This is a genomic window from Streptomyces sp. NPDC058620 (assembly GCF_042717135.1).
Lineage (GTDB): Bacteria > Actinomycetota > Actinomycetes > Streptomycetales > Streptomycetaceae > Streptomyces.
In genome coordinates, this window is the sequence record NZ_JBHXQO010000053.1 from 1 (window position 1) to 23,608 (window position 23,608).

At 68.0% G+C, this 23,608-nt stretch carries 23 protein-coding genes and 3 pseudogenes; 13 read left to right on the forward strand and 13 right to left on the reverse strand.

The genetic code is table 11. The features are described 5' to 3' along the window. The first annotated feature begins 784 nt into the window (after positions 1-784). Positions 785-1,084 (forward strand): hypothetical protein, encoded by a 300-nt coding sequence (locus ACFWSK_RS30835; protein WP_383793298.1) that lies wholly within the window; start codon positions 785-787, stop codon positions 1,082-1,084. A 285-nt stretch (positions 1,085-1,369) separates the two neighbouring features. On the opposite strand, the gene ACFWSK_RS30840 is transcribed toward ACFWSK_RS30835, so the two are convergent. Further along, on the reverse strand, positions 1,370-1,591 hold the full coding sequence (locus ACFWSK_RS30840; RefSeq protein WP_383793301.1) for a hypothetical protein: 222 nt from the start codon (positions 1,589-1,591) through the stop codon (positions 1,370-1,372). A 295-nt stretch (positions 1,592-1,886) separates the two neighbouring features. Between ACFWSK_RS30840 and ACFWSK_RS30845 the strand changes: the two are divergent. Both ACFWSK_RS30845 and ACFWSK_RS30850 read left to right on the forward strand, forming a co-directional pair. Beyond that, positions 1,887-2,048, forward strand: a pseudogene (locus ACFWSK_RS30845) (IS5/IS1182 family transposase); the annotation flags it as partial. Between the two features lie 302 nt (positions 2,049-2,350). Beyond that, positions 2,351-2,782 (forward strand): hypothetical protein, encoded by a 432-nt coding sequence (locus ACFWSK_RS30850; protein WP_383793303.1) that lies wholly within the window; start codon positions 2,351-2,353, stop codon positions 2,780-2,782. Between the two features lie 69 nt (positions 2,783-2,851). Here ACFWSK_RS30850 and ACFWSK_RS30855 read toward each other — a convergent pair whose 3' ends face one another. Further along, positions 2,852-3,004: a hypothetical protein gene (locus ACFWSK_RS30855; RefSeq protein WP_383793306.1), complete on the reverse strand. Its 153-nt coding sequence runs from the start codon at positions 3,002-3,004 to the stop codon at positions 2,852-2,854. A gap of 281 nt (positions 3,005-3,285) precedes the next feature. Here ACFWSK_RS30855 and ACFWSK_RS30860 point away from each other — a divergent pair. Then, positions 3,286-3,712, forward strand: a pseudogene (locus tag ACFWSK_RS30860) (transposase); the annotation flags it as partial. Positions 3,713-3,742: 30 nt separating this feature from the next. Here ACFWSK_RS30860 and ACFWSK_RS30865 read toward each other — a convergent pair. Both ACFWSK_RS30865 and ACFWSK_RS30870 read right to left on the reverse strand, forming a co-directional pair. Next, entirely contained in the window at positions 3,743-4,309 is a 567-nt protein-coding gene (locus ACFWSK_RS30865) for a VanZ family protein (protein ID WP_383793308.1), read from the reverse strand. 817 nt (positions 4,310-5,126) lie between these two features. Beyond that, the gene (locus ACFWSK_RS30870) at positions 5,127-6,101 is read right to left on the reverse strand and encodes a YihY/virulence factor BrkB family protein (protein ID WP_383793312.1); all 975 of its coding nucleotides are present in this window, start codon (positions 6,099-6,101) and stop codon (positions 5,127-5,129) included. Positions 6,102-6,751: 650 nt separating this feature from the next. Between ACFWSK_RS30870 and ACFWSK_RS30875 the strand changes: the two genes are divergently transcribed. Further along, entirely contained in the window at positions 6,752-8,002 is a 1,251-nt protein-coding gene (locus ACFWSK_RS30875) for a PP2C family protein-serine/threonine phosphatase (RefSeq protein ID WP_383793315.1), read from the forward strand. A 445-nt stretch (positions 8,003-8,447) separates the two neighbouring features. Continuing rightward, positions 8,448-9,560: an erythromycin esterase family protein gene (locus tag ACFWSK_RS30880; RefSeq protein ID WP_383793317.1), complete on the forward strand. Its 1,113-nt coding sequence runs from the start codon at positions 8,448-8,450 to the stop codon at positions 9,558-9,560. Here ACFWSK_RS30880 and ACFWSK_RS30885 read toward each other — a convergent pair. Next, complete coding sequence (locus ACFWSK_RS30885) at positions 9,547-10,377, reverse strand: oxidoreductase (RefSeq protein WP_383793320.1); 831 nt, start codon at positions 10,375-10,377, stop codon at positions 9,547-9,549. The two genes, ACFWSK_RS30880 and ACFWSK_RS30885, sit on opposite strands and share 14 nt — an antisense overlap. A 101-nt stretch (positions 10,378-10,478) precedes the next feature. On the opposite strand from ACFWSK_RS30885, the gene ACFWSK_RS30890 reads away from it, so the two are divergent. From ACFWSK_RS30890 to ACFWSK_RS30900, 3 genes are all read left to right on the forward strand, one after another. After that, positions 10,479-10,931: a MerR family transcriptional regulator gene (locus ACFWSK_RS30890; protein ID WP_383793323.1), complete on the forward strand. Its 453-nt coding sequence runs from the start codon at positions 10,479-10,481 to the stop codon at positions 10,929-10,931. A 140-nt stretch (positions 10,932-11,071) separates the two neighbouring features. Further along, entirely contained in the window at positions 11,072-11,410 is a 339-nt protein-coding gene (locus ACFWSK_RS30895) for a hypothetical protein (protein ID WP_383793326.1), read from the forward strand. A gap of 58 nt (positions 11,411-11,468) precedes the next feature. Next, positions 11,469-12,302, forward strand: a complete 834-nt coding sequence (locus tag ACFWSK_RS30900; RefSeq protein ID WP_383793329.1) for a transposase family protein — start codon at positions 11,469-11,471, stop codon at positions 12,300-12,302. An 11-nt stretch (positions 12,303-12,313) separates the two neighbouring features. On the opposite strand, the gene ACFWSK_RS30905 is transcribed toward ACFWSK_RS30900, so the two are convergent. The 4 genes from ACFWSK_RS30905 to ACFWSK_RS30920 form a co-directional block, all read right to left on the reverse strand. Beyond that, a complete protein-coding gene (locus ACFWSK_RS30905) occupies positions 12,314-12,877 on the reverse strand; it encodes a DinB family protein (RefSeq protein WP_383793333.1) in 564 nt (187 codons plus the stop codon). Between the two features lie 506 nt (positions 12,878-13,383). After that, a complete protein-coding gene (locus ACFWSK_RS30910; RefSeq protein ID WP_383793335.1) occupies positions 13,384-13,767 on the reverse strand; it encodes a hypothetical protein in 384 nt (127 codons plus the stop codon). 480 nt (positions 13,768-14,247) lie between these two features. Continuing rightward, positions 14,248-15,330: a Vms1/Ankzf1 family peptidyl-tRNA hydrolase gene (locus ACFWSK_RS30915; protein ID WP_383793338.1), complete on the reverse strand. Its 1,083-nt coding sequence runs from the start codon at positions 15,328-15,330 to the stop codon at positions 14,248-14,250. Between the two features lie 258 nt (positions 15,331-15,588). Next, positions 15,589-16,125, reverse strand: a complete 537-nt coding sequence (locus ACFWSK_RS30920) for a GNAT family N-acetyltransferase (RefSeq protein WP_383793341.1) — start codon at positions 16,123-16,125, stop codon at positions 15,589-15,591. Positions 16,126-16,362: 237 nt separating this feature from the next. Between ACFWSK_RS30920 and ACFWSK_RS30925 the strand changes: the two genes are divergently transcribed. Further along, a complete protein-coding gene (locus ACFWSK_RS30925; protein WP_383793344.1) occupies positions 16,363-16,533 on the forward strand; it encodes a threonine/serine exporter family protein in 171 nt (56 codons plus the stop codon). An 855-nt stretch (positions 16,534-17,388) separates the two neighbouring features. Here ACFWSK_RS30925 and ACFWSK_RS30930 read toward each other — a convergent pair. Both ACFWSK_RS30930 and ACFWSK_RS30935 read right to left on the reverse strand, forming a co-directional pair. Beyond that, the gene (locus ACFWSK_RS30930; protein ID WP_383793347.1) at positions 17,389-18,360 is read right to left on the reverse strand and encodes an IS630 family transposase; all 972 of its coding nucleotides are present in this window, start codon (positions 18,358-18,360) and stop codon (positions 17,389-17,391) included. Positions 18,361-18,616: 256 nt separating this feature from the next. Continuing rightward, entirely contained in the window at positions 18,617-19,372 is a 756-nt protein-coding gene (locus tag ACFWSK_RS30935; RefSeq protein WP_383793350.1) for a 2-phosphosulfolactate phosphatase, read from the reverse strand. Positions 19,373-19,813: 441 nt separating this feature from the next. On the opposite strand from ACFWSK_RS30935, the gene ACFWSK_RS30940 reads away from it, so the two are divergent. Then, a complete protein-coding gene (locus tag ACFWSK_RS30940) occupies positions 19,814-20,152 on the forward strand; it encodes a sortase domain-bontaining protein (RefSeq protein ID WP_383793353.1) in 339 nt (112 codons plus the stop codon). Positions 20,153-20,427: 275 nt separating this feature from the next. Further along, the gene (locus tag ACFWSK_RS30945) at positions 20,428-21,336 is read left to right on the forward strand and encodes a DUF4394 domain-containing protein (protein ID WP_383793356.1); all 909 of its coding nucleotides are present in this window, start codon (positions 20,428-20,430) and stop codon (positions 21,334-21,336) included. Between the two features lie 424 nt (positions 21,337-21,760). On the opposite strand, the gene ACFWSK_RS30950 is transcribed toward ACFWSK_RS30945, so the two are convergent. Both ACFWSK_RS30950 and ACFWSK_RS30955 read right to left on the reverse strand, forming a co-directional pair. Beyond that, on the reverse strand, positions 21,761-22,096 hold the full coding sequence (locus tag ACFWSK_RS30950) for a chaplin (protein WP_383793359.1): 336 nt from the start codon (positions 22,094-22,096) through the stop codon (positions 21,761-21,763). Continuing rightward, positions 22,032-22,595: pseudogene (locus ACFWSK_RS30955) on the reverse strand (DNA cytosine methyltransferase); the annotation flags it as partial. The gene ACFWSK_RS30950 and the pseudogene ACFWSK_RS30955, both read right to left, overlap by 65 nt. 447 nt (positions 22,596-23,042) lie before the next feature. Between ACFWSK_RS30955 and ACFWSK_RS30960 the strand changes: the two are divergent. Further along, complete coding sequence (locus tag ACFWSK_RS30960) at positions 23,043-23,567, forward strand: GNAT family N-acetyltransferase (RefSeq protein ID WP_383793362.1); 525 nt, start codon at positions 23,043-23,045, stop codon at positions 23,565-23,567. Positions 23,568-23,608: the final 41 nt, after the last annotated feature.

Genomic DNA, 23,608 nt, shown 5'->3' on the forward strand with positions numbered 1-23,608 from the left:
CCCGCCTGGCCCCCCGGCGCCCGCGAGGCGCCCCGGCGGGGGGCGCGCGGCTGCCTCTCGCCCGCCCCCACCGCCCGCGGCCCCCCCCCCCCCTCGCGGGGGCGCGGCCGACCGCGCCACAACCCAGCACGTTCGCACCTTCTGTGGCACGGCCCCACAGCCACCCTGAAAGCAGCCGCCGGGGCTCTGGCCATCACCCTGGGCATAGCCCTGACCTGCCTCGGCATATCCGAACTGGTGACGGAACCCGCGCGGGCGCCCGGACCCGTCGACATAGGCACGGTGTCAAGGTCGCCTACGGGCAGTGGAAGGACGAACACCCAGGCCGCGGTCCGCAGGCTGCCGGGTTCACCGTGGCCTTCCGTGCCGAACACGGGCACGGCCCCTCGTTCAAGCAACTGGGCGACGACCTGGGCTGGACACTCCCGCGCCCTGTCCTCGGCTTCATCATGGTCCGTCTGTGGCGAACGAATGGCTGACCAATACCAGGCAGGCCCCCTGGACGCTCCGCCCGGGAGCAGCCGCTCAGCAGCAAGGCATTGCTCTGCCCGCAGCACGTAGGCCTACAGCCTCCGCCGAGAACGCCAGCTTCACACAGCTCCAGCGGCACCTGGACCGGCTGGAGAGCGCTGTTCGCTCATGACCATCCCTGCGCAATCTGAGGTTCCCCCGTTGTTCGGGAGGTGCGACCTACCGACCGGTACATGCTCGCGTTGCGCTATCAGGTCATATAGGGCTTTGCTTGTATCGGACGTTGTTTCGCACAGAGGAATGGATGCATGCCATGACTACTGCGAACCCGGCCGGCTCCCCTGGCCGCCACACCGGCGCCGACCCTGCTGGCAAAAGGACCCGGCGCCTGGCGACCGAGACGAAGTCGGCCCTGAAAACAACCGAGTTCTTCGTCTACATCGCCAGCGTCATCGCCGTCCTGATCGCCTCGATGCTCGTGGGCACCGAGGACGACCATGGAGACTACTTCCGGGCCGACAAAGCCTGGCTGTACATCGTGCTCCTGACCATCGGCTACATGATCAGCCGCGGACTGGCCAAGTCCGGCAGCCGCGACCAGTACGACTCCTGACACCGCTCGGCAGCCCCGCGACAGAGGCCACCGACGACACGGGGAGCCGTGACGCGCCGCCGAGCCGCATCCATCTCGAGCGTGGCATCGCCGCTTCCCCTCGCAAACGGGTGATCCCGGACCGTCACGGTCATTTCCTGGCCCCTAAGGGGGAACGTCTATCGCAGACAGACTTATCGGTCCTTGCGGGCCCCAGCCAGCCTTCACAGCGAGCCGCCCCCGCCAGGCCAAGGTCCGGCGGGGGCGGCGCAAGCACGGTGTTCCCGGCAGGGCGGGAGCGGGCCGTCAGTCCTTGGCGATGGCCATTCCGAGGAAGATACCGACGATCAAGGCCGCGCTGCCCGCGGTCATCACCGCCCATGTCCCGCTCTGCGTGGCGGCGAAGGTCGAGGTCATCCCCGCCTGGGCCGCGGCCTGCGTTGCCTGGGCTCCGGCCATGGCCGCTTCCTGCACGGCCAGACCCGTCTCCAGCTTCTGGACCTTGCTCTCCAGCTCAGATGTCTCCATCGTGCGGTTCCTCTCCACCGAGGTGCCGGCTGATTCCGGCATCAGCCTCGATCCCTTCCCCGCCACTGCGACGTGGCCGCGCGGTCAGCCTCTGGAGCACCCGTTTGCCGATCACATCCTGCTGGGGGCTGTGCCCCGGCCTGCAGTGGGTGGTGAATGCCATGCATGTGTGAAGAGATCAGGACGGCCGACAAGGCCGGCTCCGTCAGCCCGGTTCACCATCGGCGACTATGCCCTCGAAGTCGAGCCGATGCGCGAGTACGGGGCCAGGAGCGGGGCGACAAGCTGTCCACGGTCAAGCGGATTCGTGATCTTGCCCCGCCGCTGGGTCGTCGAACGCTCCCTCGCCTGGATCACGCACGCCCGCAGACACGCGAGAGACTACGAACGGCTGGTCCAGCACTCCGAATCGCTGATCACCTGGGCCGCCATCACCCTCATGACCAGGCGCATCACCTGCCGGAGTTCCCGCCGCAGCGGACAGCCGGACTCCCGCGAAGCTCACCGAGGGTGGCGTCCCGCCAGGTGGTGCAGGGGATCAAGGCGCCGGAATCCGCAGGTCATCGCCGCATCAGCGCGGTTCCGGGTCGCCCGTGGCGTTGACGGCAGGTCAGCCGCTGCGCGACCCGAGAGCCGTATCCCATGGGCTGGCAGATTGATGTGTCTGGACAGTCCGTAGACGCATTGGTGTGCCCTGGTCAGGCTGAGGGGACTTCTCCTGTGTTTCCGCTTCTCAACCTGGGAGCTCGTATGCGCCGTATGAAGATGACTGCCGGCCTGGGCACCGCGGCTCTGACGGCTGGCATGCTCCTCGGGCTGCCGGCGACGAGCGCGCAGGCGGCCGATTACCCCACCACCCCGGGGATCCATGTCCCTTACGGGGCCACCTACACCCTGGGCACGGCCACCTGGTACAACCGGTCGGTCACTCTCGACGGTGAGCACCGGGCCATCAGCTCCAGCGGATGCCGGGCGACCTCCATGACGACCTACGACGCCAATGGACAACTACTGGGCAGCAACCGCACGGGTGTCATCTGCAACCGGACGGCCGGCTTCACTCTCAACGTTCGCGCCGACGTTCCGGGCGGGGCTGACCGAATCGAGGTCTGCCTGACTGACGGCAACTACGCTCGCCTGGCGTGCAAGCCCTACTACAGGGACCTGGCGCCGTCGGCCAGGGGGAACTGAGCAGCAGTCACGTGCCAGACCTGCGGGTGCGCAGTTGGGCTGGGTGGAGGCGCGGCTGTGCCAGCTCACTCAATCTGCGCAGAGCGCGCGGCCACGAAGCTCCCCGCCTCGTACCAGCCACTCACGACGCCCGCCCGCCGACACCTCCGCCAGGTAGAACGGCTCCACCGAGACCGCTCCGTCCTCGCCGAACTGCGCCCGCTCCACGAGCCGGTGCACCAAGCTGCTCGACCGACACCCCACCCCGCTCCGCGAACGCAACCCAGCGCCGACCCGTCACCGTGGCCCACCACCTTCGTACGCAGCTCATCCGCCGCATCACGGCGCGCCTGCCGGGCGGCCGGATGGCAGCCCGCTGTGTGGTGTAGGGGACCTCCGCGGTTGAGTGCGCGGTTTCCGCTCCCTGGAATGCACCGTCTGCCGGTGCCCGCTCCCTGCTCAACTGGCAGACCACCGTGTAACTGTCCTTGGTGAACGGGCAGTTCAACCTTGGGAGGTACACGGTGGCCTTGTCCCAGCATGACCTACTTCGCCTGCTTGAGTCACTACGTTCGGCTGATGGTCTTGAACTCGTCCGCGAGGTCGCCGAACGACTGCTGCAGGAACTGATCGAGGCCGAGGCCACCGCCCGGATCGGCGCCGAGTGGGGCGAGCACTCCGACATCCGCACCACCTGGCGCAACGGGCACCGGGAGAAGACCGTGACCACGCAGGCGGGCGACCTGGAGCTCGCGATCCCGAAACTGCGGGCCGGCAGCTTCTTCCCGAGCCTGCTCGAGCGCCGGCGCCGGATCGACCAGGCCCTCTACGCGGTCGTCATGGAGGCATACGTCCACGGCGTCTCCACCCGTCGACGACCTCGTCAAAGCCCTCGGCTCGGACACCGGAATATCGAAGAGCGAGGTCTCCCGGATCTGCACGGACCTCGACATTGGCGGCGGAACAGGGGGCGCGGCGCACCTATGCCGGGTCTTTGGCAGTCACCTGGCGTTTGGTGAACCGGTGCCACCAGTGGTGGCGTCGGGGATGCACTGCGCGACCCATCCGGCGGCCGATCAGCAGGTAACCAATGAGGGCACCCGTGGTGTTGAGCACAACATCATCGACGTCGAAGGCGCGCCCGGTAATGAGGGCGCCTTGGACGAGTTCGACGAGGATCATCACAAGAGCGGTGGCCGCCGCTACGCGGACCAGTCCTCGCGTTCGGGGTACCAGTACTGGCAGTAGAACACCGAACGGTATCCCCATCACGATATTGCCGCCGAGCTGCTTGACTGTGTCGGGGGCCATGGGATGCGCGAGGTACGCACGGATGGAGTCACCAGGGCGCAGGTTATTGTGCGTCAGCGGCACGGATGCTGCCGAGGGTTCCAGAGTCAGCCGGGCCAGAACCACCGCGAATACGACCGACCCCGCGAAGGCCAGCATCATGGCCAGCACCCGGCCGAGCGTAGAAAGGGGAGGTTTTCCGGGAACCCGCTCCCCAGAATTCTTCGCGGTCTTGTCACGCAGGACTATCCGCGCCATTACGAGCTCCCAGCCAGGGGTAGTTTGCTTGGACGTTCCGGTACCCGCGTTGTGGAGCGGCGCTCTGCGCGGCGGTTCACGCAGGGACGGTACGTGTCCCTACAGTCGGCTCGCCCAGGAGATGTGGGCGGGCATGCGGAGCAACAGCGCGTCGTCGGGTACCTCAGCGACCGTGGCGGACATTGACCACCGCCGAATCAGTTTGATTGTGTCATGGCCGGGTTCGCTGGCGTGACGCCCGGGTTGTTTGGACCTTGCTGTTGGCGACCGCAGCCGGCGGCCCAGCCAGTGGAGACGGGATCACGAGCGGCTCGTGCACGCGTCACGATGGCGCAAGGTCTGCCGCCTTCGACGAGCCTCAACTGGGCCCCGTGTGACGCTGGGGGTCGCGGTCCCACGACATCGAGACCGAACTGGTCGGCGAACTCCGGCCTAGGGAAGGACCCGGAGCGCGCGGTGACCCTGGCGGAGCAGCTGGAGGCGGTCACCCGTAGAGCCAACAGCCAAGACGCTGAGCCTGACCGGAGAGGCTTCCCCCTCATGCTTTCGGCCGACAGCCCAGAACAACTACACCTCAGGCCCCGCCCCGATAAGCGGGATATCCGAATCTCGCTCAAGGTCGAGTAGGTGGCCGACCGAGAGCACGGCAGCGCGACACTCGACAACAGCAACGACCGCAACAGCTGCCACCACGGACCGGCCACCCCACTGAAGCGAGCAACACTGTCGGCATTCTCCAGTCGCCCCCCCCTGATGCCTCTTGGCCGAACCGCCCGGCCATTGGGTTTCCTTGGGGTGAGAGAGCGGCAGGTTCTTATCAGCGGCGGATCTTGGCTAGTTCGGCGTTGAACTGGGCACCGATGAGCAGGGCGAGGTTGGACAGCCAGACCCACACCAGGAAGACGACGATCCCGGCGAGGGAGCCGTACAGCCGATTGTAGGAGCCGACCTGCGAGGCATAGAGAGCGAAGCCGGCGGAGGCGGCGAGCCACAGGATTATGGCCAGAGCGTCTCCCAGAAGTCTTTGCCGCACGCCGCGCGTCTGGGCAGGGCCCGAGCGGAACAACACCAGCACCAGGACGGCGACCAGGCCCAGCAGAAGTGGCCACTTCAGTACGTTCCATGCGGTGCCGGCCATGCTGTCCATGCCCACGAACCGGCCGAGGGCGGGGGCCGCTTCGGCGGTCAGGATGAGCACCAGGGCGCTGGTGACCAGGAGCGCCAGCAATACCAGAGCGGTGATCACCAGTCGTGGTGCTGTCCTCCATGCGGGGCGGAGGTCCTCGACGCCGTGCATGGCGTGCAGGGCTCGGCGGAAGACTCCCAGGTAGCTGGAGGAAGACCACAGAGCGCCGATCGTGCCGAAGACCGCCAGAACCCAGGCAGCCGTTCGCTGGTCGGCCATGCTCCTGAGCGTGCTGTGCATTACCGGGCGTGACTCGGCCGGGACAACAGCGATCACATTGCTGATGAGGTTCTCTGTGGCCGAGGGGCCGGCGATCCCGATCAGCGAGACCGTGACCAGGAGGGTGGGGAAAAGCGCGAGCACCGCGTAATAAGTGAGCGCGGCGGCGCAGTCCGTCAGATTGTCGTTCCACACCGATGCCGGTGTCCGCCGCAGCGCGGTGCCGATGTCATGCCGGCCGGGCAGGCTACGCGCATACGTCGTGGCAGCAGGCGGTATGCAGGAGACGGTGCTCCGGTGCTGGCCGATGGGGTGCAGTCGGCAGCGTCCGGCTTCAGCGCAGGTGTCGGCGAGTTGCTCACCGCGCTGCCTTCCACTCGTACCCAAGGTCCACCGCTCTTGTACGTAGGTTCTCCAATGCGCCGCTGCCCAACGTTACGGGCACTGGGGCACGGTGAGCCGCATCGCGCTCTCGTGCAGGCTGGCAGGGGTTACCGGACACGGCGCTTGTTATTGCCCCTGCCCCCAAACGCAGAGCAGGGCGGTGGTGTCCGCGACCACGGCCAGATCGGCCAGCAAGGTACGTACCGGATGGCCGCATCGTCGCCGTAGCGGACACCATGTGCTCGATCGTCTCGCGGGGCGCGGGGGTTTCATGCCCGCCGGAACGGCCGGGGCCCAACCAAGGTGTGCGAACGGCTTTACGAGGCGCATTGACTACGATTGTGCGTCGATCCGCCCGGGTGCCCGGGTCGACGAACCGGACCATGACGGGTGCCCCGCGACACAGGGTTCACGACCGGTGCAGTCCCTGGCCGCACGTGGTCCGAGAGGGGCGGGCCAGCCGGGAGGCCGGACCCCGAGAGCCTCATGGTGCAATGGGGCCTGTCCGGTGCCGCTTCGGCGCGGATTTTCGCGTATCCGGAACGACAGTCCCGGGCGGCATCGAGCAGTAAGGGGTCGCTGTGAGCGCAGGAGAGCCGGATGGCGTGGGGGCGTCTCGGCCTGGCGCGGGCGGAAGCCGCCCTGGTTGGGCGATGACTTTGGCGGGAGTGTTGGAAGCTGCGGAGGCCGCGGCGCCCGTGGAGTCGCTCGACGTGGTCGCGCGGATGCTCAGGGAGCACCTCGGGGCGGCGTCCGTGTCGTTCCTGATCACTGACTTCACAGGCAGTTCGGTCGTACGGATTGGGGCCGCGGACAGCGTCGAGACCGATGAGCCGGCCCCGCGGATCCCGCTGCGCGGCACCCTGTACGAGGACGTGATCCGCACCCAGCAGCCGCAGGTCGAGCACGAGGGCGAGAGTCGGCATGTGCGCGTGGTCGCCCCGGTGACCAACCGCGGGGACGCCATCGGACTCCTGGAACTGTTCGTGCCCGCGGTACCGGACGCGGAGGTGATGCGGGAGATCGGCGAGACCGCGCACGCGCTCGCGTACATCGTCATCGCCAACCGGTCCCACAGCGACGTGTACCAGTGGAGCCGGCGCACCAAGCCCCTGAGCCTTGCCGCGGAGATCCAGCACCGGCTGCTCCCTGCGTCGCTGGCGTGTGAGGCGGCGCAGTTCGCGGTCGCCGGGGCCCTGGAACCCGCCGAACACGTCGGGGGCGACACCTTCGACTATGTCATCGACCGGGACACCGTCCAGCTCTCCGTGACCGACGCCATGGGCCACGACGTCGACGCCGCACTGCTCGCCACCCTGGTGGTGAGCGCCCTGCGACGAGCCCGGCGGGAAGGTGCCGACCTAGCCGAACAGGCCCGCCACGCCGACCAGGCCATGCGCGACCACGGGCGCAGCGGCTTCGTCAGCGGCCAGCTGCTGCGCATCAGCCTGCTCGACGGCCGGACGGAGTTCGTCAACGCCGGGCACCCCTGGCCGCTGCGGATTCGCGACGGGAAGGTCGAGGAGATCGTTCCGAAAGTCGACCGGCCGTTCGGTCTCAACGTCCGTACATCACAGGCCAACACCTACCGCATGCAGACGCTGGACCTACGGCCAGGCGACCGGCTGATCATGCTGACCGACGGAATGCTGGAACGCCACGCCGAGAACCTCGACCTCGCAGACCTCATCATCCGCACCCGCGAACTGCACCCCCGCGAAGCCGCCCGCACCCTCATCAAAACGATCGTCGACGCCGGAGACGGTCACCTCCACGACGACGCAACCGTCATGTGCCTGGACTGGCACGGCGTCCACAACTCCGAGCGCGACGCCACCAACGGCGCCGACCTCACCGACGCCTCACCACCATCAACGACAGGACCAGCCGCTCTCCACCGATGACCCGGGCGGTCGAGGGCAGGAGGCACGGCACGCAACCGGGCCTATCCGGCTCGGGTCAACGTCTGCCTTTCCGCTCGGCGCATGCCGTCTCCTTCGTGGCGCGGCCACCGGACCGAGCGGGCCAGAACGCAGAGCACCGGCTTCTTTAAGCTTGAGTTTTAACCCCCGGATCGGGCCGGCTGGGGTCCGTCCCGCGGGGAAGGAGCTCGCCGACGGCGGTGCTTGACCTCCACCGGACTTGAGCTACGAGAGTGTCCCTATGACACTCTCAGCACAACGACATGCGGCGGTTCGGAACTGGATCAAAAGCACGGCGTGCTCCTTGACGACCGTTGACCCCCTGGCGCCGTTGGAGGACCTGCGGCCTCTCTTGGGCATGCTCGGGGAAGACGCGGCTGTGGTGGGATACGGCGCCGGGACACGCGGAGCGCATGAACTCTTCGCCATGCAGGTGCGCATTGCCCGGCTTCTGGTCGACGAGGCCGGATTCCGCGCCGTCGCCCTCGACCAGGACTGGACGCTCTGCGTGCTGCTCGACACCTACCTCCGCACCGGCACCGGGGATCCGGTCTCGATGCTGGAGGCCGCGGAGCCGTTCGCCCGCACGGAAGAGGTACTCGCCCTCCTGCGGTGGATGCGCGCGTTCAACCAGACCCACCCGAACGAGCCGGTCCGCCTCGTCGGGGTCAGCCCCCATGAGACAGGGACGTCGGCATACGGCACCGTGACCGCCTACGTACGCCGGGCCGCGCCTGAACTGCTGGGCGAGGTCCTGGCCTGCTACGCCGAACTCCGGCCGGATGGCAAGGTATCCGCGCACACACGTCGATTCCGCGCGCTCCCCGACAGGAGCATCTGGCGCGACCGCGCACAGGATGCCTACGACCTTGTAGGAGCGCTGCCCGGCCACGACGGCCACGCTTGGGCGCTCCGCAACGCTCGCGTGATCGTCCAATATTATGAACTCCACGACCACCCCGACGATCCGTCGGATCCACACAACATGGACTACTACGAGGGGGCGTTCGCCGAGAACGCCGCCTGGTGGTACCGGCACACCGGTCACAAGGTGCTGTTGTGGTCCTCCTGTACCCATGCCTCCAAGGGGCGCACCCGCGCCGTCGTCTTTCCGCCGGATCCCGCAAGCGGTTCCCCGAACGCCGGTAGCCACCTCCAGGACCGCCTCGGATCCCGGTACCTGTCGATCGGCCTCACCTTCGGCGACGGGGAACTGGCCACGTACAGCGACGCCCCGCCCCATCGGGTGCCCCGGCCCGCCCCGCCCCTGGTGGAGTCGGTCCTGGACGCCATGGGCGGCGACTATCTCCTGGACCTTCGCGCGGATCCCCCGCGCTCGGTCGCCGACTGGCTCACCGGGACTGCCAGAACCCGGGTCATCGGACCGCGCTACGACCCGGACAACGACACCGCCCACCACATGACGGGAGGATCCCTGGCCGAGTGGTTCGACGTCCTTGTCCACGTGCGGCACGTGACGCCGGCCCGCCCGATCCGCGTCGAGTCCCCACCGAACCCGGAACGGTTCAGATGCCGGTAGAGAGTGCTACGTGGCGCCATTCGTCAAGTTCACGTCGCACCCGGTCCAGCTTCGCCTCGACACGCTCGATCGCATCCGCGCCCAACTGCAGTCGCAGCGGCGGCTCGGTGACCTCGGTGATGTCGACGATGGCCTTCGCTGCCTTCACCGGATCTCCTGGCTGACGGCCGTCGTAGTTGGCCAGTGCCTCGCGCACCGGCCCCGCGCCGACGACGTAGTCCACGATGGAGGCCGGTTCGACCTGCATGCTCGTCGAGCTGTTGAGGAAGTCCGTGCGAAAGCCGCCCGGCTCCACGATCGTGACACGTACGCCCATCGGGGCCAGTTCGCCGTGCAGCGCCTCGGAGATGCCCTCGAGGGCGAACTTCGACGCCCCGTACAAGCCCGCCGCCGGCGCCGTGACGAAGCCGCCCACGGAGCCGATGTTCAGGACATGTCCGGATCGCTGGGCGCGCAACGTCGGCAGGGTTGCCCGCAATGTGTTGAGTACGCCGAACACGTTGACGTCGAAGAGAGCGCGTGCGGCTCTGTCGGACGTTTCCTCGATCGCGCCCACGAGGCCGTAGCCGGCGTTGTTGACCACGACGTCGATCCGTCCGAACTCCGCCAGGCCGGCCTCCGCCGCGGCCGTCAACTGCTCGGGTTCGGTCACGTCCGCGTTGACCGCCAGCAAGCCGTCCGTCTTCCCCGGGTACGCCTTACGCACCGCCGCCGCGTCCCGCGCCGTCGCGATCACGCTGTGCCCGCGCTCCTGCGCCTCGCGGGTGATCTCCGCGCCGAGCCCACGCGATGCACCGGTGACAAACCAAACGCTCATGCTCTCCCCTTGTTCCAATCGCCTGACCGGCCGACTTGCTGACGGCTCGACACTAGAAGCTAGAGTCGGGTCTAGATCAAGAACTGCGTTACGGAGCGGTCATGGACCTGAGCATCGGTGAAGTAGCGGAACGCAGCGGGCTCAGCGTTCACGCACTGCGGTTCTACGAGCGGGAGGGCCTGTTCGCCAACCCAGTGCGCCGCCTGTCCAACGGCCGTCGGATCTATCACGAGGAAGATCTGGAGTGGCTGGCGATCTGCACGAAACTGCGCTCCTCCGGCATGTCACTGGCGACGATCCGGCAGTACATCGAGCTAGCCCGCCAAGGCCCGGGCAACGAACACGAGCGACTTGAGCTGCTGCGCCGGCACGAGAACCACGTGGAGGCCCAGATCCAGGAACTGCACGAGACCTTGAATGTGATGCGCCACAAGGTGCGGATCTACGAAGATCACCTCGCACGCGGCGAGGCCGACCAGCTCTGGAATCCGTCGCACGCGGAGACCGCACAAGCCGGAACTCACCAGGAGCACCGCCCCTCAGGGAGAACATGATCCTCCGGTTACGACCTGTGCGGAGTCGACCGTTACGCCTACCGCTCCTTCACTCTCTGTGCCCAGTCCGCTGGCCTCCGCGGCATCCGTCTACACACCGTCGGCTCGATGCGGTCCGTGCCGAGCGCGAGGAACTCGTGGTGGCGATGCGCGTGTGGGAACGGATGCACGCCCAGCTGGACGCCGAGAGACCGTCGGCGCAGGCAGCGACGGTGCAGGTGGGCGGGCGCGGTGTGCTGCTGGTCCCGCACCGGGAGGCGGGCGCGGGCGAGGAGGTCCTGCCGCCGGACTACCAGCGACTCATGAAGATCGTGCGGAATGCCGGTGGCCTCATCCGGGTCAAGGACGTCGGCGTCGAGCTTGGCCTCGAGGTCGAGGCGAAGGGCCGACTGGAGCCGCTGCGCGGCAAGTTGAGCAAGCTCGCCGGGCGGGGCTGGCTGCGCGAACTGCCTGACGGACGCTTCCAGATCGCACCGTAGGGACGAGGGCCGCGCCCGTAACCGGCATGCCCCCGGCGGCCGTTGGCTCGACGTGTGCATGAAGAGGATCAACGAGCCCGCCGGGGACGCCGGCTTCCCTGTCTACCAGTGCCGCCTGCCGGTGTCCCGAAGGACCAACGAATACTGCACCGATCTGCTGAGCCGCCACCTGAAGAAGATCGGATCCCGCTGGCGAGCCCTGCCGCCCGGACGGATCGTGATCATCGTGCTCGCCGTGCTCCGCCACGGCCAGCGCATCGCCGACATGGCCGGCGGCAACGCCGTCGGCGACACCACCGTGCGCCGCTGGCGCGACGAGCTGATATCCCTGCTCGCCGCCCGCGCACCCCGCCTGGACCGCGCATGCAAGAAGATCGCGAAACGGGGTGGCGAGGTCGTCCTCATCGACGGCACCCTGATCCCCACCGTCCGCCGCACCGGCGCCGCGAACAGGCCCAACTACTCCGGCAAACACCGCCGTCACGGCCTGCACTTCCTCGCCCTCACCGACGAGAACGGCCGCCTGATCTGGATCTCCGCGGCCCGCCCCGGCCACACCCACGACATCACCGCAGCCCGCCGCGACCACATCCTCACCCACCTGCGCGCGGCCGGCCTCGGCTCCCTGGCCGACCTCGGCTTCCTCGGCCCCACCGCCGACAGCGACGACCCGGTGATCGTCACCGGCTACAAGGCCACCCGCGCCCGCAAGCTCACCCCCGGCGAGAAGCAGGCCAACCGGGTCCTGGCCGCCGCACGCGCTCCCGTCGAACACGGATTCGCGCACCTGAAGACCTGGCGCATCCTCACCAAACTCCGCACCGACCCCGCTCGCGCCACCGACCTTCTGCGCGCTCTCCTGGTCCTGTCGAACCGCGAGCTCTCACGCTGACAGATGATCAGTCATATTCGGCGCGGTACGGCTCCGTCCTGCCATCGGTAGAGGTCGCGCAGCAGGGAAATCTCGGCGCCGTGATGGATCAGCTCCCTGTTGACGTGCAGGACCCTGTTCTCCATGGGAAACCGCTCGGGACCCACCGTGGGCGGACTGTCCAGGTCAGCGTCCGAGAGCTCGCGGACCCCCGCGTTCCATCTCCCATACATCTCATCGAGCTGTTTTAGCGCCTCGTCAGCGGTCCCCGCGTAGGCGAATGCCTGGGACTCGAGGTCCTGGCCGCCGAAGTGCCATCCGACCCGATAGCCCAGGCAGGAGACGATGATGTGCGCCAGCCGCCAGGCAATCGTGGTCACCGGCGCAGGCACCGGGGCAGGGGACGCGAAGTCCATCGTCCATTCCCCCGAACCTTCCGACATCGGTGCGGCCGACGTGCCACGTGGGCGGATGCTCCAGCAGCCGCGCACCGGCTCCCAGAAGTACTCCTCGTCGGTAAGACCCTCCAGCCGTGGCCGCAGGTTCTTGCTCCAGTACCAGTCCAACTGGTCCGCGAGTCGCTCACTTCTTGTCATTTCCGCACACTACATACAACGGAGACCTGGCTGCGCCCCTCGCGGACGCCGTCGCCGGCCGTGGGCCGCGAGACGTACCGCACCAGGAGATGACGCTGGGGCCTGATGTGCCCTTCGGGCCGCGCCGCCGCGAGCGGCTCAGCCTCGACCGATGACATGACGGGTGATCAAGACCGCAGACTCCCGCCCGAGATCAGCATGAGTATCCCGAGCGAGCGCCACGCCAGACCTTCCGACCTGCATGTTCGAAGATGGCGAAGACTCACTGGACTCGACACCCACATGATCTTGGAAGCCCGCGCCTGCCCTGCATCCAGGACTCCACCAACGCGCGCCAGGACAACACGCCCAAACCGCAACTGCGCCGAAGCCCTGGTCCGACTTGGAGCAAGTGCGCGCTTCGTGGTAACTCGGGACCGGCCGCGAAGAAGCCGTGATGATCTCTGAACGCTATCGATGACCTGCTCCCAGATGACAGGGCCGCCACGGTACTGATCCAGAGTGGGTCAGCCGGTCGCGTTCGAGCAGTCGACCCAGGCGACGAGGTCGGTGCTGAAGTCGGGATCGTTCACGTGGACGACGCCGAACCTGATGTGCTGTCCCTGGGACAGGGGCTTGAGGCAGTCGATCGGGCTGCGTTCGTGCCAGGTGCCGTTGGTGTCCTTCCACGGCACGGCGCCGAGTCCGAAGCTTTTTCCCGGCTGGCGACTGTCGAGGGAGACCCCGAACTTGTCTCCGTTGATTCCGACTGCCGAGACCGTGCCCTGGAACACCTGCGGGGTCGCAGTATCCGTCGGTAGCGTGTGGCCAATCCCGAATCCGACACCGGCGACCACCAGGCCCGCGACTACCAGCAGCGCCGGCTTCGACTTGATCTTGCGTATTTCCATCCGCGCAACATACGCCGATTCCGTCAGTGCCGCGCCTGGTCGGCGTGACGGGCGTGTGCCTTCCTGAACGCGTTCACCTTGAAGTTGATCGCGATGTCAGGCAGGCACACCTCGCCCCGGGCCCCGGGCCGGCCTGGCGAGCTGAACAGAAGGACTTGACAGGGAACTCCACTAACGCGCACCAGGACAACACGCTCAAACCGCAACTACGCCGAAGCCCTGGCCTCTGGACCGGCGCCGGGATGGGCGCCATGTACTTGCTTGCCCGCGCCGCCGGTACGGAGCCCGGCCGGGCTGCCAGGTTGAGCCGTCCTGGCCCCAGGTGATTGGGAGACCATCGTGTCCGTCGCGTTTCGCATCAGGTGCTGTCTGTGCCGCAAAGAACATCCCGCTCGCCCAGGACGTCTACGAACTCGATGCGGAATGGCAGCGCCGCGTTCCCAACATGGTGGGCACCTTGGCCGCTCCGGTGGGAGTACTTCAGTAGCGCAGGGCTGCGGCGCATCCGTCCGAGGCGCTGTGGCCGTCGGGGATCTCGGTGAAGCCGGCGTCTCCGAACGTGGCTGCCCTCAGTAGTAGAGCGGCGGCGGACATGGAGAAGGCATCTCCCGCTGTGCTCTGCAGCGCCTCAGCGGAGGACGTGACGCGCTTGGCATCCTCGGACGAGGACCACTTCACTGGGTCGCCTGAGCGGTCGGCCGACAGCAGCAGCGTCTCGACGCGGCCCTCGGCCAGGGCTTCGGTCACCGCCGGGATCGACGAGATCCCGGTGCCGGTGCCGGCTGCCGCTGTGTACCGCTGGAACGCCTCGTCATGGGCGCGAGCGGACGCCTCGGCCAGCGCCTCGTCGACCGACTTCCGTAGACTCGCCAGCGCGTCCTCGCCGCCGCGGCCGCCGGAGATGTCGACGACGGTCACGTCCAGCGCCGACAGGGCGGGCTGATCCCGAAGCACGGCCGTGGCCTTGTCGTCTCCGCCGATGAACACGACGGCGGCGTCCACCGACGCGACCGCCTGGGCGATCTCCTCCGCGACACCGGCGGTGTTGCTGTCCCACACGTTCTCGGTCCTGCGGTGATAGGAAGCCTTCGACGGCCCGCCGGCCTTCACCCGCGTGATGTGAAGCGTGCTGCCATTGAACGACCTGCTGCGCGCCGCGTCGAACGCGCCGACCCCGTAGCCATCGATGTCGCCGCCCTGGCGGTCGAGTGCCACGACGACATGCGGCAGTTGGCGGTCCCGGTCCAGGACTGTCTCCAGTGCGTCCGCCACGGGGCCCACGACGGCTCGGTTGGCCGCGGGGGGCGCCGCGAGTGTGTGCACGGCGAGGAGTCGTCCGCCTGCGGCGTACAGCGACTCACCTTGCGGCCCGACGATCTCGGGCGAACCTCCCACCGCCGCAGCCACCGCATCCAGGGTCGCGGCATCGACGCCCTTTCCGGCCAGTTCCTTGCGCAAGCCGTTCCACACGAGCTCGATGCGCTTGTCCGCGTCCTGATCCTCACGGCTGGTATCCAGATGAACGGACACCACCGGCCCGGTCGCTTCGTACAGCGGACGCAAGAACGAAAGATCCACAAGGCCCTCCGGGAGAGATCACACATCAGCTAGAAGCATCATCCACAGCTAATGCGGCCAATCAGAACAAACGCGCCGATGCGGGCAGTACGGCGTGTCTTGGGAGGCGCTGGGATGCCATGCCGATACGCACGGGAACCCGCCCCCATCGGTTCGCGGATCGATCGATGATCTGCACAGCACGTCGGGGCGCAGACCAGGAGGGCGCCGGCACGCTCCCGCGATGCCGGGGAGCTTTGCTGGTCAGCTGCCGTCCTCTGCGGGGCCGAGAGCGGCGCTCTTACGTGTGCGGCTGAGGTGGGGAAGCGAGTCGTGGGTAGGGGCGCCGGTGATGGCGCAGACCAGAAGGTTCACGGTCGCTCGTGTCTGAAAGCCGTGGCGGTTCATGAGCAGGGTCGAGGCTTCATTGCGCGACTCGACGTCCGTGATGACAGCGGCTGCACCGAAATCGGCAAGGCGGTCGCGGCAGTGTGTGACGAGCCGGCCAGCGACGCCCTGGCCCCGCGCAGTGGGGGCGACAGCGATCCATTCGAGGTAGCCCCAGTCGGTGCGCTGCTCGAAGGTCATCGAGCCGAGCACGAACCCGCACAGGCTGTCGCCCTGGAGCGCGACGAAACACGCGGGGTGGGATGCCTCGAAGTGTCCTGCCACGGCGGACAGGGACCACCCTGTATAGGGCTTGACAGCAGTGTCGAAGGCACGATGCCCGAGCCCGAGGACGTCCGGCAGATGCCCGACTTCCATAGCCGCGATGGCCACGGCCGGTGAACCGTTCGTCATACTGCTGCTCCTCGTGGCGGGCGCACGCACTGGGCACGTCGTGCACGTCACCGGATCATCCTGCATCGCAAGATGTCTGCACTGATGCCACGCCTGGCCGCACGGGCGACGGACTCCTACACGGGAGCACTGAGTACATGCCTGGACGCACTGAGAAACGCCCCCCGCTCGGATCGAGATTCGTCACAGCGGCCGCAGGAACCCTCGCGCAACGCCTCCCTCACCAAGGCGCGATATGTGAGCGAGGTACTGGAGTTCGCTCTCGCTCTGGGCGAGTTGTTGCTGTCCAGCGGGCAGGGGACCGAGGACGTCGAGGCAGCGATGCTCGGGATCACCCACGCCTACGGCCTGCCGCGCTGCGATCCACAGGTCACCTTCACGATGAAGTTGTCCACCTGGTGGCGCTGACCTGCGGCGTTGTGGTTCTGCGGGCCTCTGACCTGCGGGGACGCGTCTTTCAGGGTCTTTCAGCTTCGTACTGCGTTACGCGGCCGATTCTCCCCACGGGCTCCCCAAGCCTTCGATTACTCCCCATATTCTCCCAGAGGTGCCAGCGGGCGAGCACTGTGGCATGGGGAGGACGGTTCTTCCGGTGGGTATGCGACCAGCACATTGAGTGATCACGGTGCGCTGTGGCCGCCCGGGGCTGCCGCGCGATCGGGTGGCAGCTGGCCTGGCTTGCCCCGTGGGTGGGAAGACGTCTCGTTGCCCGAGCGGTGGGTGCAAGTACGAACCGGGTGGCATGGGATGCCTATGACGTCCTGAGCCCTGACGGGGTCAAGGTCGAGGTCAAGGCGGGCCGGGCCCTGCCCGCTGGCCCTGCTCGTCGGCCAACTTGCTCGCCCAGGCCGTCGCCGGACCCGGTCCGGCCCGACGCCGTCCACCGCGGCATTGCACCAGCGGTCAACGACAGGTTCCCCCAAAACCTCGTAAGCACCAGCTGGGGTGGCAGGGAGACTCAGGTTCACTGACGGTTGAGCATGTTGACGCTGTGGACGCGCGAACCTACGCACCGTCTGCTGACACGGCTGCGGGAAAGGACCCAACGATGCGCCCTGCCCGAGCTGTTTCTGCCGCGACCACCGTGACGGCCGCCCTCGCGATCGCCGGCCCCGGCGCCTCCGACCCTCGCAGCGACGACTCCTCGCGCCGGTTCTGACGCGGCCACGACTTCATCGAGTGCAGCGACCTCGCGTCACGACCGAGAGGATGGCCCATGTCTACCAGGCTGCCTAGTGCAGCGCCGCGTTGATCTTGCGGGGGTCAGGCTGCCTTGAGTGGGGTGCCGTCGTAGGTCCAGCGGAAGGGGCGGGCTTCGTCGTCGTAGACGAGGGTGAACTCCCGGATCTGGTCGATGAGGTCCTGTCGTGAAGCGAACTCGCCGCGTCGTAGCAGGCGGCGGGCCAGTATCGAGAAGAAGAGCTCGACCTGGTTTAGCCAGGAGGCGTGCTTGGGCGTGTGGTGGACGACGAAGCGGGGATGTGCGGCGAGCCAGGTGCGGGTGGCCTTCGAGGTGTGTGAGGACCCGTTCTCCATGACGAGATGGATGCCAAGGGCCGGGTCGATGGTGCGGTCCAGCAGGCGCAGGAAGCCGATGAAGGTGGCCGAATCGTTGCGGGCGATGTCCTCGACCAGGACCTGCCCGCTGTGGACGTCCAGGGCGGCGACGATGGACGCGGTGCCGTGCCTGCGGTATTCGAACTCGCGACGCTCGGCGTCGCCGGGACGCGCGCGTCGGGTCGGATGCCGGCGCGAACGGGCCTGCATGGCGGTCTTCTCGTCCACGCTCAGCACTACCGACTGCGGCGGGCAGCGCAGATAGAGCGCGCAGACCTCGGCGGCCTTCGCATCGAAGTCTGGGTCGTCGGGGCGGGTCAGCCAGCCCCGGACCTGGTGGGGCTTGAGGTCCAGGTCGGCCAGGATGCGGCCGACCTGGGAGGCGGATATCCCGTTCAGGGCAAGGGATTTGGCGATCGCGCGGTGGGTCCACTGGCTGTCGGTGGCGGGCTTGGCCGAGGTGACGGTGGCCACGATCGTCAGGTGCACCTCGGGTCCGTACCGGCGCCGGCGCCCTGGGCGCTTGCGGTCCTGTAGTGCGGCCAGTCCCTCCATATGGAACCGCTTGCGCCAACGCCGCACGGTGGACAGGTGCACACCCAGCTCGCGGGCGATGGCGGCGTTGGCCTGCCCGTCGGCCGCGGCCAGCGCCACCCTGGCCCGCTGGACCTGTCGCACAGCGGCTGTCCGAGAACGAGCCAACTGTCTCAGTGTCCCGCGTTGGACCTGGTCCCAGCACACTGTGAACGGGCTGTCGACCGCCATGCTCCTACCCTTTGACCTGGACGAATCCGATGGGCCGGGGAGCGGCCGACTAGTACGACCCGCTGCCTTCGACCTCTCCGAGGCGAACTGTGACCTGGCCAACCTCGCCGCCATCTTGGTGACGAACCGGCTCCCTGAGCAACCGGTCGAACGGGGGTTGGGCGTGGGGTCATCCAGCCGCCGTGAAAGCCCCGTTGGTGAGGATCGGAACGGTGTCGCAGTCGTCCAGTTCGGTCGCGATGCGCACGTCGTCGGCAAAGCCGCCGTCCGTGAGTTCCTGGCCGGATGCGCTGGTAGTGACTGCGGCGATGACATCCGAAGTCGCCTCGAAACAGGCAGCCGTGGCTGCAGCCTCGGGTGACAGAGAGCCACCGCATTGCTTCCGCAGTGCTGCGAGGACCGCTCCGGCGCCGAGCAGGTCCTCCAGCGCGGGGCGCAGGCTGCCGTCGGGCCATCGTTCGCCGGAGGCGATCACGGCGACGGGACGGTCGAGGGTTCCATAACCGTGCTGGGCGAGCCAATGGCCTACCGCCGTCGCATTGCGCAGACAACTGGCAACCACCAACGACTCGCCTGCCGCGGCGGCGATCGAGGAACCGTTGGGAGAGGGCAGGACCAGGCGCGGGGCAGGAGGAGCACTTCTCAGCGCCGCCGGAGACAGCGACCACGGTGATGCCGATGTAGCCATGCGTCGTCCGACGGCCAAACGCGCGCCCATCTGCTCGGCGAACCTCGACGCTGACTCATCACGCCAGGCATAGGGGAAAACTCGCGTCCCGGACTCCACAGCCACCGTCACCGAGGTCGTGAACGACAACACGTCGACGACCACCAGACATGCGACATCCGCCGCAAGCCGTTGTGCGCCGACGGGCCCCCATTCGAATCGCGCTCCACTGCCTGTTTGTAGAAACCAATCGTCCATGGGCGACGACAATGCCACTGCATCCAGGCACCAACGCCAGCGGGGGCTATCCTCCGTCGGAGCTGCCGACCCCTGGTCAGACCCTCGCAGGATCAACGCGGAGCTGCACTAGGCTGCGGGACTTGCGGACCAGTCCTCTGCCCCGTGGTCTTGGACTCCTACTGGTGTGGCCCGTGGCGCTCGCCGTTCTGCCGGTCAGCCTGATCACCAGTTTCTCGGCCCCTCCTGCGCCCGCACCCTCAGCACCGGTGGCCGGCCGATCCCACGCGCCCAGTTTCACACCCAGCTCACCGAGTCCGAGAATGCTCGCAGAACCGTGGATGCTCCGTGCACGTCCGATCCGCTGCAGATCCCGCAACTGCGGATCGACGCTCCCTTCACCGATCTTGAGATCGGCCCGTCCGGAGCCTTGGACGCGCCGCCCCCGGCAACGTGAACCTCGTGGGGTGGTTCGCGGGTGGCCCCTCACCGGGGGAGCCCGGCACTGCGGTTGTCGCCGGCCATGTCGACACGGCGACCGCCCCGGCGGTCTTCGCCGAGCTCAGCGAGCTGGACCCCGACAGCCGATTCTCCGTCCATCGCGATGACGGAACGACCGCGACCTTCCGCGTGGACAGCGTCGAGTCCTTCCCCAAGGACCATTTCCCCGACGACCGCGTCTACAAGAACACCCCGGACGCGCAGATCCGCCTGATCACCTGCGCCGGGGACTACGACCGCGGCGCCGAGGGCTACACCGAGAACCTCGTCGTCTTCGCCCACCTCGACGCCACCTCCTAGCCAGGCATCCATTCCCGATGACCGCGGCGCGCAGTCCCGCCGGGAGTGTCCGGCCCGGGCATCCGACGGAAACCTGGGCGCGGCAAGGGCCGCCACTCGACCCGGCCGCAATCCCCGCATCCGCGTCGTGGTGTCCGAGCGCTCGGCCCGTCCCATGAGGCCGACTCAAGGACCGCACGAATGGCTTCCGTGACGTGCTGTGACGTGGCGGCTGTGTTTGTGTCACAGGGTGACGCCCGGCATTCGGCCTGGGCATGTCCCCCTGGGAGAACCGTATGCGTACAGCAATGCTCGCCCCCGCCCTCGCGCTCACGCTGACCGGCGCCTTCGCGTCCGCGGCGGCAGCGGACGAGAAGTACTCGGATGGTCTGCAGGCCGTGGGTCTCACGGTCGGCCAGCAGCTCGTCAGCTTCTCCGTGGACGCGCCGTCATCGACGCGCTCGCGCGCCCACGTGCATGGTCTCAAGGGTGACCGCAAGCTGGTGGGGATCGACTTCCGGGTCCAGAACGGCAAGCTGTACGGCGTCGGCGACAAGGGGGGCATCTACACCCTCAGCGGGGACGCGAAAGCGAACAAGGTCTCCCAGCTAACGGTGGCGCTGCAGGGCAAGAACTTTGGCGTCGACTTCAACCCCGCCGCCAACCGGCTCCGCGTCATCAGCGACACCGGTCAGAATCTGCGCCACAACATCGACGACCCCGCCGCCCCGCGCACCACCACCGTCGACGGCACGCTGACCAACCCCGCCGTCGCGCCGTCCACCACGCCCACCACCGCCCTGGGCGTCACCGGCGCCGCGTACACCAACAACGACCTCAACACCGCGACCGCGACGACGCTGTTCGACATCGACACCACCAACGACCGCGTCTCCTTGCAGTCCCCCGCCAACGCCGGCACCCTCGCCCCCACCGGCGGCCTCGGCGTCAATGCCAGCCCGTCCGCCGGCTTCGACATCTACTACGCGCCCAAGACGGGAACCAACCAGGGCTTCGCCGCGCTCAAGGTCAACGGCACCTACGGCTTCTACCGCGTCAACATCCTCAACGGAGCAGCCGAGCGCCTCGGCGCCTTCCCCAGCAACCGGCAGGTCTTCGACGTCGCCCTCCCCCTCGACCAGGGCCGTGCCACGCCCCGCGGCGGCATGGACACCGGCGGCGGCATGATCGGTAGCCTCAAGTAGGACCGGCGCGGCCTGGCCCACACGTCGGACCAGAGCCCGGAGAATTCACTTTCGCAGCGCAACGCGATCCCGAACCGAAGCGGCCTCCAACCGTCGACCGGGCCGGCGGTGCGGTGCAGGTGGTCACCGACGCCCCACCCTTCGGCATCCGTCGGTGCGGGGCGTGCACATCCCGACGGGCGCTGTCCAGCCCGATGCGAACGACTTTGGACGGGCTCCCGGGCGGGCGGCGTGACGGCTTCACCCGGGAGCCCGGTACGACGGACAGCCCAGGAAGCTGGCCCTGGGCGCCGTTGATCAGATGATCGGCCGTGCCTGGCGCTGCACACGCACGGCGCGCCGCTGCGGCGTGATGCTTTCACTCGGCCGGGGCAGGCAGAGCCTTGTACGGCTACCGCCCCCGGCCCCGGCCGCCCTTGGGGATCTACCTGCTGTAGTCCCCGGCGTAGCCCTCGTGGCCGTTCTTGCCTTCGTCGTGGGCGCGGTCGCCGCCGTCGTTGACGCAGGAGTTCCCGAAGCTCGGGTTCAGCAGGCCGATGACGTTGAGGGAGTTCCCGCACGCGTTGATGGGGATGTGGATGGGGATGTGGATGGGGATCTGGACGACGTTGCCGGACAGCACGCCCGGCGAGCCGAAGGCGGCACCTTGCGCTCCGGCGTCCGCGCCGGCCGTTCCGGCGCCGGCGAACATCAGGGCGCCCGCGGCCGGCGAGGAGGATCGCTCGCCGTCTCGTCTGGGGTACCCCGTAGTCGGCGGCATTCAGGATCCCGCACCACACGGAGAATCCCCAGCGGCGCAGGACGGCCGCGTACTGCTTCCACAGGGGCAAGACGTCGGGCACTTCCTCCATGGCGACCCACTCCGGCTCTCCGGCCGTGTTCAGGGCGTGGAGGTAGCGCATGGGCTCGGCTGCCAGCAGTGAGCGCTCGTCCCGGCAGGCGGCGAGCAGCTTCTCGCGGGTGTCGCGGCCGGCGGCGAGGTCGGCGACCGCCTGGTGCACGAGTGGCTGGTCCACCAGGCCGAGGCGCTTGCCGGCCATCGACCACGCCTGGCATGGCGGACTCGCGATCAGTCCCCGTGTCCGGCCGACCCATGGCCACGTCGGATTCATCGCCACGTCGGTCCGGATCGTCACCTGCCCGGCGGCAGCACGGGTTCTGCAGGCCCACTCGTCCCATTCCAGGCCGACGTCCCGCACGCCGAGCACGGTCAGTGCACGGCTCCAGCCGCCCGGACCCGCGAAGAGGTCAAGTATCAAGAGGTCAGCCCGAAATCGCCCTGCGTCGGCGCGTCCGTGTCTCCGCGGCACGCCCACGGCGAGCAGCCGTCGACCACGCCGTGCTCCAACTCGTCCGCGTCAGCCGCTTCTTCCTGGAGAGCTGCCCTTTCGGCGGCGTGACGTGATCGATCGGTGCCTCGCCGAGAGGAACGCGCGAGCGGTGGAGAAATGCCTGGCCAAGCAGATGGTTGCCGGTGGCATTGGCTCGGGCGTTGCCCTGCCGGATCGCGGCGTCGAATTCCACAACGTCCTGCCACTCGGCAGTACTGGTGTCGCGGATGTTCCGCCACTGGGCATTTCCGTGGAATGGGCAAGTTATTTTGGAATCCCGTGCCGTGTCGGCGGATAGATCCCTCGTGTGGGTGGGGGTGTAGCGCCTCGGTAGGCTCCGGGCTATGACCCTTCAGTTGTCCCGAGGAGGCGCATGTGGTTGAGCTGCGCGAGTTCGCGGCGGCCGACGTCCCGTTGCTCATGGCGTGGATCGCTGGACCCACGGAGTTGCTGACTTGGGCGGGGCCTGCGTTCACGTGGCCGCTGGACGAGAGCCAGCTCGCGGAGTACGCAGCTGAGTCGGCGACGGATCGGCGGCGTAGTTGGATGGGGCTGGAGACGGACTCGGGGCGAGTTGTCGGCCATGCCTCCCTGCGGATCGACGCGGCTGTGTCGAGCGGTCGGTTGGGCAGGGTCTTGGTGGCGCCCCAGGCACGCGGTCGGGGGTATGGGACGGCGTTGCTGGAGCCCGTGCTGACGGCGGCCTTCGAAGAGCTACGGCTGGACCGTGTGGAGCTGGGGGTCTTCGACCACAACGAAAGCGCGGTGCGCCTGTATGAGCGCCTCGGGTTCGTGGTGGATAGGGTGCTGCCGGACGTGGAACGCGTCGACGGCCGCCCCTGGAGCGCGCTGCAGATGGTCTTGGAGAAGTCGGCCTGGGGCCGAACGGCCGCCGGGTAACCGCAGCCTGCGCCCGGCGGCCTGACCGTGCTGATGGGTAT

Coding starts and splice junctions, on each gene's coding strand:
- ACFWSK_RS30835 (WP_383793298.1), top strand. CDS start 785: ATGACTACTGCGAACCCGGCCGGCTCCCCTGGCCGCCACACCGGCGCC.
- ACFWSK_RS30840 (WP_383793301.1), bottom strand. CDS start 1,591: ATGGAGACATCTGAGCTGGAGAGCAAGGTCCAGAAGCTGGAGACGGGT.
- ACFWSK_RS30850 (WP_383793303.1), top strand. CDS start 2,351: ATGAAGATGACTGCCGGCCTGGGCACCGCGGCTCTGACGGCTGGCATG.
- ACFWSK_RS30865 (WP_383793308.1), bottom strand. CDS start 4,309: ATGGCGCGGATAGTCCTGCGTGACAAGACCGCGAAGAATTCTGGGGAG.
- ACFWSK_RS30875 (WP_383793315.1), top strand. CDS start 6,752: ATGACTTTGGCGGGAGTGTTGGAAGCTGCGGAGGCCGCGGCGCCCGTG.
- ACFWSK_RS30880 (WP_383793317.1), top strand. CDS start 8,448: ATGCAGGTGCGCATTGCCCGGCTTCTGGTCGACGAGGCCGGATTCCGC.
- ACFWSK_RS30885 (WP_383793320.1), bottom strand. CDS start 10,377: ATGAGCGTTTGGTTTGTCACCGGTGCATCGCGTGGGCTCGGCGCGGAG.
- ACFWSK_RS30890 (WP_383793323.1), top strand. CDS start 10,479: ATGGACCTGAGCATCGGTGAAGTAGCGGAACGCAGCGGGCTCAGCGTT.
- ACFWSK_RS30900 (WP_383793329.1), top strand. CDS start 11,469: ATGAAGAGGATCAACGAGCCCGCCGGGGACGCCGGCTTCCCTGTCTAC.
- ACFWSK_RS30905 (WP_383793333.1), bottom strand. CDS start 12,877: ATGACAAGAAGTGAGCGACTCGCGGACCAGTTGGACTGGTACTGGAGC.
- ACFWSK_RS30910 (WP_383793335.1), bottom strand. CDS start 13,767: ATGGAAATACGCAAGATCAAGTCGAAGCCGGCGCTGCTGGTAGTCGCG.
- ACFWSK_RS30920 (WP_383793341.1), bottom strand. CDS start 16,125: ATGACGAACGGTTCACCGGCCGTGGCCATCGCGGCTATGGAAGTCGGG.
- ACFWSK_RS30935 (WP_383793350.1), bottom strand. CDS start 19,372: ATGGACGATTGGTTTCTACAAACAGGCAGTGGAGCGCGATTCGAATGG.
- ACFWSK_RS30945 (WP_383793356.1), top strand. CDS start 20,428: ATGCGTACAGCAATGCTCGCCCCCGCCCTCGCGCTCACGCTGACCGGC.
- ACFWSK_RS30950 (WP_383793359.1), bottom strand. CDS start 22,096: ATGCCGCCGACTACGGGGTACCCCAGACGAGACGGCGAGCGATCCTCC.